General features: G+C 54.6%; 8 protein-coding genes. 5 read left to right on the top strand and 3 right to left on the bottom strand.

All coding sequences use genetic code 11. The annotated features are described in order from the left end of the window. The 4 genes from prfA to secD form a co-directional block, all read left to right on the top strand. Positions 1-996, top strand: a 996-nt coding sequence (gene prfA / locus OXG87_06895) for a peptide chain release factor 1 (GenBank protein ID MCY3869269.1), incomplete at its 5' end; no start/stop codon positions are given. A gap of 4 nt (positions 997-1,000) precedes the next feature. Then, the gene (gene prmC / locus OXG87_06890) at positions 1,001-1,858 is read left to right on the top strand and encodes a peptide chain release factor N(5)-glutamine methyltransferase (protein ID MCY3869268.1); all 858 of its coding nucleotides are present in this window, start codon (positions 1,001-1,003) and stop codon (positions 1,856-1,858) included. Between the two features lie 171 nt (positions 1,859-2,029). Continuing rightward, positions 2,030-2,998, top strand: coding sequence for a polyprenyl synthetase family protein (locus tag OXG87_06885; GenBank protein ID MCY3869267.1), 969 nt, complete (start codon positions 2,030-2,032; stop codon positions 2,996-2,998). 30 nt (positions 2,999-3,028) lie between these two features. Then, positions 3,029-5,557, top strand: a complete 2,529-nt coding sequence (secD, locus tag OXG87_06880) for a protein translocase subunit SecD (protein ID MCY3869266.1) — start codon at positions 3,029-3,031, stop codon at positions 5,555-5,557. 75 nt (positions 5,558-5,632) lie between these two features. On the opposite strand, the gene OXG87_06875 is transcribed toward secD, so the two are convergent. The 3 genes from OXG87_06875 to OXG87_06865 are packed head-to-tail and all read right to left on the bottom strand — an operon-like array spanning position 5,633 to position 9,365. After that, positions 5,633-6,715 (bottom strand): Gfo/Idh/MocA family oxidoreductase, encoded by a 1,083-nt coding sequence (locus OXG87_06875; GenBank protein MCY3869265.1) that lies wholly within the window; start codon positions 6,713-6,715, stop codon positions 5,633-5,635. Continuing rightward, positions 6,715-7,314, bottom strand: a complete 600-nt coding sequence (locus OXG87_06870) for a hypothetical protein (GenBank protein ID MCY3869264.1) — start codon at positions 7,312-7,314, stop codon at positions 6,715-6,717. Before OXG87_06870 ends, OXG87_06875 begins: the two co-directional genes overlap by 1 nt. Further along, positions 7,311-9,365 carry a hypothetical protein gene (locus OXG87_06865; GenBank protein MCY3869263.1) on the bottom strand — a complete coding sequence of 685 codons (2,055 nt, stop codon included), beginning with the start codon at positions 9,363-9,365 and terminating at the stop codon, positions 7,311-7,313. The genes OXG87_06870 and OXG87_06865 overlap by 4 nt, the downstream gene beginning before the upstream one ends. A 155-nt stretch (positions 9,366-9,520) precedes the next feature. Here OXG87_06865 and OXG87_06860 point away from each other — a divergent pair, with 155 nt between their 5' ends. Beyond that, positions 9,521-10,768, top strand: coding sequence for an endo-1,4-beta-xylanase (locus OXG87_06860; protein ID MCY3869262.1), 1,248 nt, complete (start codon positions 9,521-9,523; stop codon positions 10,766-10,768). The last annotated feature ends 17 nt before the right edge of the window (positions 10,769-10,785 follow it).

Below are 10,785 nucleotides of genomic sequence, written 5' to 3'. Positions count from 1 at the left end.
ATCCGCTCGGATGGGAATCGGCCGTGCCGGCGCCGCGACCTCGAAGAAATCGTCACAACTTATCGCGACTACAACAACGTGCGCGAAGAACTGGGCGATATAAATGACATCATCAGTTCCTCAGATGATGCCGAACTCGTCGATATGGCCCAAATGGAAAAAGAAGACCTCGCGCAACGGGAATCAGACCTGTCCGACACCCTCAAAATGCTCTTAATCCCCAAAGACCCCAACGACGACAAAGACACCGTCGTCGAAATACGCGCAGGCGCGGGAGGGGAAGAAGCCGCCCTCTTTGCCGCCGACCTCCACCGCATGTATTCGCGCTATGCAGAAAACACCGGTGGACGCTGTGAAATCCTCAGCTCAAACCCCACGGGAATTGGTGGATACAAAGAGATCATCTTCTTAGTCGTTGGCAACGGCATCTACGGCAGGCTAAAATACGAAAGCGGCGTACACCGGGTCCAGCGCATACCCGAAACCGAATCCAGCGGTCGCATCCACACCTCGACAGCTACCGTAGCCGTCCTTCCCGATGCAGAGGAAGTCGATATAGACATCGACCTCAACGACCTCAAGATAGATGTCTTTCGCTCATCAGGTCCCGGAGGCCAAAGCGTCAACACCACCGACTCGGCAGTGCGCATCACCCACATGCCATCGGGACTCGTCGTTACGTGTCAGGACGAAAAATCTCAGCACAAAAACAGAGCCAAAGCACTCAAAGTCTTGCGCTCGCGCCTGCTGGATCAGGCCATCCGCGAACAACAGGCCAAAACCGCCGCTGACCGCCGCTCACAAATTGGCAGCGGCGACCGAAGCGCGAAAATTCGCACCTACAATTTCCCACAGGGACGCGTAACCGACCACCGCATCAAACTCACCCTGCACAGGCTTGAAGACATTCTGGACGGCAACATAGCAGAACTCATCGAAGCCCTTCGCCTCTCTGACCAGACGGAAAAACTCAAACAACAAGAACAAATCTTCTAACCCCATGCCGACCTCCATTCCCCACCTCCTGACCTGGGCCAGAGACATCCTCATCAAAGCGGGTGTCCCCAGCCCACGGGCAGATGCCGAATGGACACTCGCCCATGTACTCGAATGCTCGCGTTCAGAACTGCTTATGCAGACGCACCACCCGCTCACACCTGCACAAAACGCGACCTATCGCACCCTGATTCACCGCCGCGCCGATCGCATCCCCCTGCAACACCTTTTGGGCAACACCGAATTTTACGGCTTCCCATTTCACACCTCGCCCGATGCCCTGATCCCCCGGCCGGAAACAGAAATCCTCATCGAAGCCACCCTCAACCAATTAAACACCTGCACAAACCCCCGCATCCTCGACATTGGCACCGGATCGGGAATCATCGCCATTACCCTGGGCAAAGCACTCCCTGAATCGCGTGTAATCGCCACAGACATATCGCGCAAAGCACTCCGCCTCGCCAGCAAAAACGCCCATCTCAACGGCATAGCCGATCGCATCTCCTTTCTCCAAACCGATCTCCTCACACCCTTTGCAAAACCAGAGAGCTTCCACGCCATCCTCTCCAACCCACCCTACATCCCCAGCAATGCAATCGACGCCCTGCAACCCGAAGTCCGCGACTGTGATCCTCGCCTCGCCTTAGACGGGGGCTGCGACGGCCTCGACTTTTATCGCAAAATCATTCCCGCAAGCATCTCCTTGCTCGCACCGGGCGGATTATTGGCTTTGGAAATCGGTCACGATCAGGTCGATGCCGTCACCCAACTGCTCAACCGACAAATGGGCCTCACCTCCATCGCAACCCACACCGACCTGGGGGGATATCCCCGCGCGGTACTTGCGCAAAGGCGGTGATGGGACGGCACGGGGACCGTCCCCTACGATAATATTGTTAATCCGGCTTGTAGGGGCGACCCCCTGTGGTCGCCCGCTGACCTCCAATTGCTAATCATTGACTTTTACAACCTTTTTTGTTAATTTCTCACGCCTTAATATTCGTTTGTCTCACCCCTTGATAAACGCGCCATGTTAGACCAAATTTTCGCGCCCATCCAATATCAGATCGCACGCTTTGAAACCCGTCTCGAAGAAATTATGACGGACTCTGATGTCGGGGGCATACAGGAAATGGCCTATCACGTTGTTAAAAACAGGGGCAGGCGTTTTCGACCTGCCCTTGCATTCTTAACAGCGCAGGCCGTGGGCGAGTGTTCAGACGCGGTAATTGATGCCGCTGTAGGCGTTGAAATTATACAGACGGCATCGCTCATTCACGACGACGTAATCGACAACGCGGAAACGCGCCGGGGAGCCGACGTCCTGCATCTGCAGTGGGGCAACCGCGCAGCCATTTTGATGGGCGATTTTCTCTTTGCCAAATCAATGCAAGTGCTCGTCGGCCTCAACTCTCTACCGGTCATGAACGCCACGACCCACGCGATTCAGCGCGTCGTTGAAGGAGAAATTCTCGAAGGCGAAATATCTTCTTCGGGTGAAGCCGCGCTCTATTTCCGCATGATCAACCAGAAAACCGCATCTCTACTCGCGCTGGCTTGCGAATTGGGTGCTATTTTGGGAAAAGGATCGCCCACCCAGATCGCTCGCATGGCGTCTTTCGGCAGCGAAATAGGCGTCGCCTTTCAGATTACCGACGACGTCCTCGACATGATGGGCAATACAAACAACATGGGCAAGCCCACGGGAAACGACCTTCGAGAAAAAAAACTGACCTTGCCCTTAATTCGGGCACTGGCAAACTGCAAAAACGGCGAAGCTGCCCATATTCGCAACAAAGTGCTCAACGGCGTGGAAACCGACAGCGACTGGCGTGAAGTCATTCGCTTTGTCCAGCGCTATCGGGGCGTAGAAGCCGCGCGAGAAGAAGCGCGTTCTTATGCCCAATCCGCTCTCAAAAACCTGAACGCACTACACACCTCCAGCGCGCGCGACGCACTCGTATTGGCGGTTCAACACGTCGTTGAACGCGACCAGTAAATCACACTATAAACGGAGTAACCCCCTGCGATGACCCGAGAATACTGGCGTTTGTTAATCATCTGTGCGACCATAGTGCTCGCACTTTTTTATCTCTATCCCACCTACCAATTTTACTACACAACTCAGGAAAATTTAGACGAGCGCGAGCGCGTAAAGCAGCAAGCCATCAACCTGGGACTGGATTTGCAAGGGGGTATTCACCTCGTCCTCGAAGTGGATCAAACCAATCTCTCAGAAGATGAAAAAACAGACGTAGTCGCGCGCGCCCTCGAAATCATCCGCAATCGCATCGACCAATTCGGCGTCTCTGAACCCATCATTCACCGCGAAGGCGATTGGCGCATCGTAGTCGAATTGCCGGGTGTGCAAGACATCGAACGCGCCAAGGGCTTGATCGGCAAAACCGCGCGTCTCGAATTCAAAATCCTCAAATCCGACGCCGACCGCGCTGGCATAATCGAAAAAATCGACCGATACCTCGCCGCGCAAGCACCTGTTGACAGCGCGCAAGCCACGGACCCGCTCCTCGGACAAACAGCCGAAGACACCCCATCTCTCTCTCGCTATATGCTCTCTTCTCGGGGAGACTTCGTGGTGCCGGAAGACAATATACTCACCGTGCGGGAACTGCTGAACCGCCCGGACGTACAAAGGCTCCTGCCACCCGACGCGCAATTCCTGTGGAATTCCAAAGACGAAGAAATGGGCGACGGACAACGCTATCGCGCGCTCTACTATCTCAAAAGGCGCGTAGAAATGACGGGAGAAATCCTCTCCGATGCCTCTGTCACAACCGGGCAATCCTTTGAAAACGCCGGTCAACCCATCGTCAACTTCACCACCACCAGCCAGGGCGTGCGCCTCTTTGGGCGGGTCACGGGCGCCAATGTGGGCGAACGCATGGCCATCATCCTCGACGACCAGGTCTATTCCGCCCCCACAATCCGCTCCAAAATCAGTCAGGGATCGGGCATTATCGAAGGCACGGGCACGGTTGAAGAAGCCAAAGACCTCGCCATAGTCCTGCGCGCAGGTGCGCTACCCGCCGATGTCAACATCGTCGAAGACCGCACCGTGGGACCATCGCTTGGGCGCGACTCTATAGAACAGGGCAGAAATGCAGCCCTCATCGGCCTGGCCATCGTCATCGTCTTCATGGTCATCTACTACGGTTTTTCGGGCCTCGTCGCAGACCTCGCGCTCGTGCTCAACCTCGTCTTTGTCATGGCCATACTCGCGGCATTTCAAGGCACGCTCACCCTGCCCGGCATAGCGGGTATTATCTTAACCATAGGTATGGCAGTAGATGCCAACGTGCTGATCCTCGAACGCATCCGCGAGGAATTGCGCGCGGAAAAAACCCTGCGGGTAGCCATTGAAAATGGTTATGCGCGCGCCGTTCAGACCATCGTAGATGCCAACGTAACCACCATCATCACCGCCATCGTGCTCTACCAATACGGCACCGGCCCCATCAAGGGATTTGCACTCACCCTGATGATCGGTATCATCTCCTCGATGTTCACCGCCATCTTTGTCACGCGCACCATTTACGACACCATTGTCGCGCGCCAGGTCAACCCCCGCCTCAGCATCGGCAGGCTGCGCGTATTTGGCGACACCAGCATCAACTTTCTCGGTGTTCGACGAGGCGCATTCATCTTATCGGCTGTTCTCATCCTGTTCGGCCTGGGATCCACCGTCACCAAAGGCGGTTATAACCTGGGCATCGACTTTGCCGGCGGCACATTGCTCGAATTGCACTTTGATCCCCCGGCCTCTGTCGGCGACATCCGCCAGTCTCTGGGTGACGTCCGCGTTGAGGATCAAAGCATGGACCTGCGCAACAGCGAAATCAAAGAATTCGGCACGGTCAACGACATCCTCATTCGAGTTGAAGAAGAAGCCGAAGGCACAGCCATCGCAGACGCCATAAAAACCAGACTCAAATCCGATTTTGCCGGCAATATTCAAGACGAGACCGAGTGGTTGCGGCGTCAGGAAGCCGTCGGACCCAAAATTGGCGAAGAACTCAAAAACAACGCCGTCTATGCCATCCTCGTCGCAATGATACTCATTATCATCTACGTGTGGTGGCGCTTCAGACAGATCGAATTTGGAATTGCAGCCGTCATCGCCCTATTCCACGACGTCATGATCACCCTGGGGATCTTTTCAGTTCTAAACTGGGAGATCTCCCTGGCCATTGTGGCGGCACTGCTCACCATTGTGGGATACTCCCTCAACGACACAATCGTGGTCTATGACCGCATTCGCGAAGACATCAAATTGTATCGCCGCGACACCTTTAGCAACGTAATCAACCGCGCCATCAACGAATGCCTCAACCGCACAGTACTCACCTCGGGCACCACCATGCTCGTCGTCCTCTCCCTCATTTTCCTGGGCGGAGAAGTAATCCGCGACTTTGCATTCGCCCTGCTCATCGGCGTCATCGTGGGAACCTACTCCTCGGCATTTGTCGCATCGCCCATCGTGGTCGAATGGCACAACCGCCGGGAGGCAAAAGCGAGACAGGGACGCAGTGCGGCGTAGGTTGAACTGAATTAACTAAAAAAGCACCTGATCAGATGTGTGATCAGGTGCTTTTTTTATTTGGTGATTTTTTATTTATCCACCTCCATCCAAATACCCCTTTGTAATATCAATAATCAACCCAATATCATACCGCGCATCTTCCACGGGCGTGCGGCACGGCTCGCCATCTGTAATACACGCGTAAAAATGCCTGAGTTCCCGCACAAACGGACTCTCCCAATCAATCTCGGGACTGCGCGTACCGTGAGACCCATTGCCGTGAATCTCCAGCACATCGAGCGTTGACAAAATCCCCCTTGCAAAACCCGTGGGATACGACAGAATAACGCGCTTATCGTCCTTGTGAACCTCCAGCGTCTCTTTAAAATGCCACAGATCGGGCAAATCGATCCACGTAGCCACGCACCGCGCCCCCGATGCATATTGCAAAATCGTCGTCATCGCCCGGCCGCCTTGCCACACCTCGGTACTCACCACATGCGTCGGATTACCCAGCATCAGACGCAAACCGTACAAATCGTGAATCATACTCCCCGACAGCGTGAAAAACGCCCGCGCAACATCATCGGACACATCGCCCACCGCCTGCTTCAAAGCGACCTGCCGCGCTTCGTTTCTCTCAACTGCCGCTTCGGGCGGCAAATCGTCAAAATAAGTCAACTCAAACTGCTTCAAATGCAAATTATTATTCGGATGCAAATGATTCACCTGCACAAAACGCACATCGCCCGCATCCCCCACCTCCTCCCGAGCCAACTCATACGCTGGATCATAGACCTTCATATAGCCCACCTGCCCCACCGTCCCCGCCAGATCCTTCGCGGCACATATCGCATCCACCTCCTCCAGCGAATAGCACATCGGCTTCTCAATAAACACATGCTTACCCGCCTCAAAAGCCGCCACCGCCAGCTCCGTCTTTGGATCGGCATGGCACAAAATCACCGCATCCACATCCCGTGCCTGTAACACCTCGTGCGGATCCGTCGTAAAATTCGGCACGCCAAAAACATCTGCCAGCCACCGCGCCAACCCCGGCGAAATATCGCACACCCACGTCACCTCATAAAGCGCGTGCAAAATCCCCAAATTCGGCATATGCTGCACCTGTGCAATCGCCCCGCAACCAATAACCCCCATCCTGATCTTTGCCATCACACCCTCCTGACCTTTATATTTTCCACCACAGCCGTAACCCCGGCAACCACACCTGTCCGAATCGTCTCCAGTGCCATACTCGGCTGCGACCTGCCCAGTTCCGCAATCAGCTCCGGCGTAGGCGGCACGTGAATAAAACCTGCGGGCAGATCATCCTCAGCGACCAGATGCAACACAGAATACATAATATGATTGCACAAAAACGTACCCGCCGAATACGTCAGCCTCGCCGGCACTTTGGCATCCTCCATCCGCTGAACCATAGCCCGGGTCGGCACAGTTGCAAAATAGGCATCCGGACCCCCTTCAACAATGGGATAATCAACCCCATCTATCACCTTCAAATTAATCCCAACGCGCTCGACATGGAGCGCAGAAGCAGAACCGTGCAACCCCAAACACACCACCGCCACTGGCTCGTGTTCTACTATCAACTGGGCAACCCGATCAATATCCGCCCCGTGAACAACCGGCAACACAGCCGAAACAACCTCGCATCCACCAATCGAAGACCCGTCCAAAGACTCAGCCACAGCACCCGATGGATTGGACGACCACTCAGCCCAGGGTTCAAAACCCGTCAGTAAAATCTTCACGCAACCTCCCCCGCTGTAACACGAGAAACAACACGCCCCCCCGCAATCTCGACACCCGCGCACTGGACAGCCTCAATCGCAACATCGCCCTTATCCCAGACAACAGTACCCATCCCCATCGCCTCGACATGCACCTCCCCCCCGGGCACCTTCAGCGTCAGAGATTCTGGCTCCACCCCGTAAAAAGCCGCCACATAGCGCTCGGTCTGTGAACATGCAAAAAGCCATGCGGGCTGACTTCCACAAATCAACGTAGCGTCACCAACCGAAATCTCGCCCGCACTGCTCTGACGGGCAAAAGGCGACTCGAGCGGAGGCCAGCCGAGCGCACCCGCGTGCGTCCAGCGCTTCTGAAGAACCCAATCCAGCAAATCAATCTCAATACCCAGCGACCGACCATCCCGGGCGTACTCCACAGACCACGGCCGCGTCTTCCCCACATCATAAGTCACAGGAGGCGCAGCATCATCCTTCAGATCACCGCCAGCAACCTCCCGCACAAAAGACTGCACATCGGGATAATCCGAACGCTCAGCCATCTCCGCATAAAAACCGCACCGGGGTTTGCCCTGAAAAAAAGAACCCGGATGCCCCTGCTCCCAGAACGTCTTGGACGGACCCAGATAATTGTAGAGTTCGAGAAAGAGGTGTGTACCGTATTCCACCAGACGCAACGGCGCATTCCGCCCCAAATCCGTACGCGCCAGCGGACGAATCGCGGAAAAAACCGGACCGATCGCAACACCGACCGTAGCACCTTCCGGAACATCGAACGGCAAATTCTCCACCTTCTCATCATTGACCCAAATCTCATCCACCAGCCCGCGATCGTGCCAGCACACAACGGCTTTGGCACTACTCCGCGGCGCCATCGCCCCCAGATCCTTCGGCGAATAGAGCACAATCGCCCGAGAACCATCCTGGACATTGTGGCATTGACCCTCCTCAAAAAGAATCTGATCATTGGACCGCGCGGGCGTCGACCGAAACGACCCGAGCCAGTGATCATCCAGCACATAGCGAGAATAAATAATACCCGTCTGATCCGTATCGGTCTTGTGGTGCGCGATAAAAACACTCGACTGCCCGGTAATAAAGCGATTCGTCTGACTGCGAAGCTCCTGAGAAGAAACCCCCAGCGCAAACGAAGCACTGTGATACGTAGAAATCCCCACGCCATTTTCCGAATCAGCAGTCTCCGAAAGAAAAAACGTCTCCGGCCGATAATCGACCGCATCGGACAGCCAATCGGGAAGAACACCCGCCTCAATATACGCGCGAAACTCATCGATCTCCGGCGGCGACTGGCAAAAAAGCGCGTGCCGGTACGCCCGGCTAAAAGGACCTGCCCAGCGACCCGTAGGCGGATGAATATGCAGGGCTGCCGAAAGGCCAATACGCGCGCACATCGTCCTGGTACCAATGCGCGTGGGCGCGTGCTGCACCAGTTCGCCCAGCCTGTGCAAAACGCGCATCGCCACATTCGCGTAATTCGGACTATTAAACTCGTACGCACACCCATTTCGAGTCGTAAAATCCATCCACGCCTGAAACTTCTCATACCCCCGATTCTTGAACGCTTCATCCTCAAGCAACTCCCCTCCCAAACACGTATTGGTAATATCCTTAACCACAATATTCGTATAGCGAAAATGAACATCAATCCTCCGAACCTCCTCCAGCCCCAGGCGAATACTCTGCCGGACGCGGTCTTGCAAATCCGCAGAAAGCACATCCCCATGATTAATCATCAACGGAATAAGCTGAAAAAGACAAAACTGAACCGCATTGAGATCCTCCACCACCTCGTCCTCGCGCTCCCACAGAAAATTCCCCAAATGGGGATCGCCCTCACGGGTCTCCTGACACGCCAGCATCGCATCGAGAACCTTCTCAGCCAAATCGACATCCTCGCGCGCGCCATTCGCCAGAAGATCATTGGCAAACTCAGCCGCCAGACGCGGCGCGTGATAGATCTTGCCCTCTTCCCAGCGAGACAGCATACAGGTATCGGGATTGAAATTCGGAGGAATTGAAAGAGGTCTGGACATAATGGACTCCGATAGTATTGACACATGATGGAAAGATGTGTAAAATGCGGTCAGCGGTCTAACCGCACCCAAAGTAGCCAGAACGCGATGGACTGGCAAGACAAACTCATTCGTATAGCGATGAACAAGTATTCACCCTCTACTCATTTGGCATCATGCAAAAACACACAAAAATCCTTTTATGTCTCGCACTGGGATTAACACCTATTCTGACGAGTCTTGCCCATGCACAAACCGACCTGGCACGCGCAGATTTTGATGGCAATCGGAAGGTTGATATTCAAGACTTTCTCGCATTTGCCGCGGCTTTCGGAAAGACTTCATCGGAGGAAGGTTTTGATAGCAGAATGGATTTTAATGGCGACAACACCGTTAATATCCAGGACTTTCTCGCGTTTGTCGCGGTTTTCGGTCAATCTGTTGAACTGAAAGATCTGGCCGATTATCCGGTAGGGGTGTCCCTCCAGACGAAGTATTTGACCGATGATGCCCGGGTGTCTATCGTCAAAAGGACGTTCAGCAGCATAACCGGTGGATGGGAAATGAAGCCGAAGCCGATTTCAACGGGACCCGGCACCTATGACTGGCGCAGAGCAGACGCGCTCGTAGATTTTGCGGAAGCCAACAACATGCAGGTCCATGGGCATACGTTGCTATGGCACAATACCGTGCCTGCCTGGCTGGAAAACTTCTCGGGAGACAATGCGGCCTTTGAAGCGGCCATAAAGGAATACATCACAACAGTGGTACAGCGGTATCGCGGGCGGGTCGTCAGTTGGGACGTGGTCAACGAAGGCATTGACGGTAGAGGAAAGGTGCGCGACAACTTGTTCAGCCAGCGTATGGGGAATGACTACATCGCCCGCATGTTTCAGTATGCCCGTGAAGCAGACCCCGATGTATTGCTATTTTACAACGATTACGGCACATCGCAACCCTGGGCCCGCGCCAAGCGCGCTGGTATGCTAAACATGCTGGATGATTTTCAGACACGCGGCATTCCCATAGACGGGGTCGGTTTGCAAATGCATATTTCCTACAACTCTCCAGACATCTCGGCAATACGAGAAACCATTGACGAGATCGTGCAACGGGGACTCAAACTACACATCTCCGAACTGGACATCCGCATCAATCCCGATGGCGACCTGTCCGAACCGACTCAAGAGCGGCTCGAATTGCAAAAAAAACGCGTCATAGAAATCGTGACGGCTTTCCACCAGGTACCGGAAGCACAGCGGTTTGGCATCACGGTATGGGGAATAGCGGACCCGGACACCTGGCTCATACAGGCTGGCCGAAGTCAGGGCCGTCCCGAATGGCCGCTCTTATTCGATGACCACCTTCAGCCCAAACCGGCTTACGATGGATTTGTCGAAGCACTTCAGAACAAAGGATTTTAGCCATAAATAATTGACAA

The organism is Gemmatimonadota bacterium (assembly GCA_026706845.1).
Classification (GTDB): Bacteria; Latescibacterota; UBA2968; order UBA2968; family UBA2968; genus VXRD01.
The sequence above is the reverse complement of the archived record's forward strand: the minus strand, read 5'-3'. Positions and strand labels throughout refer to the sequence as shown.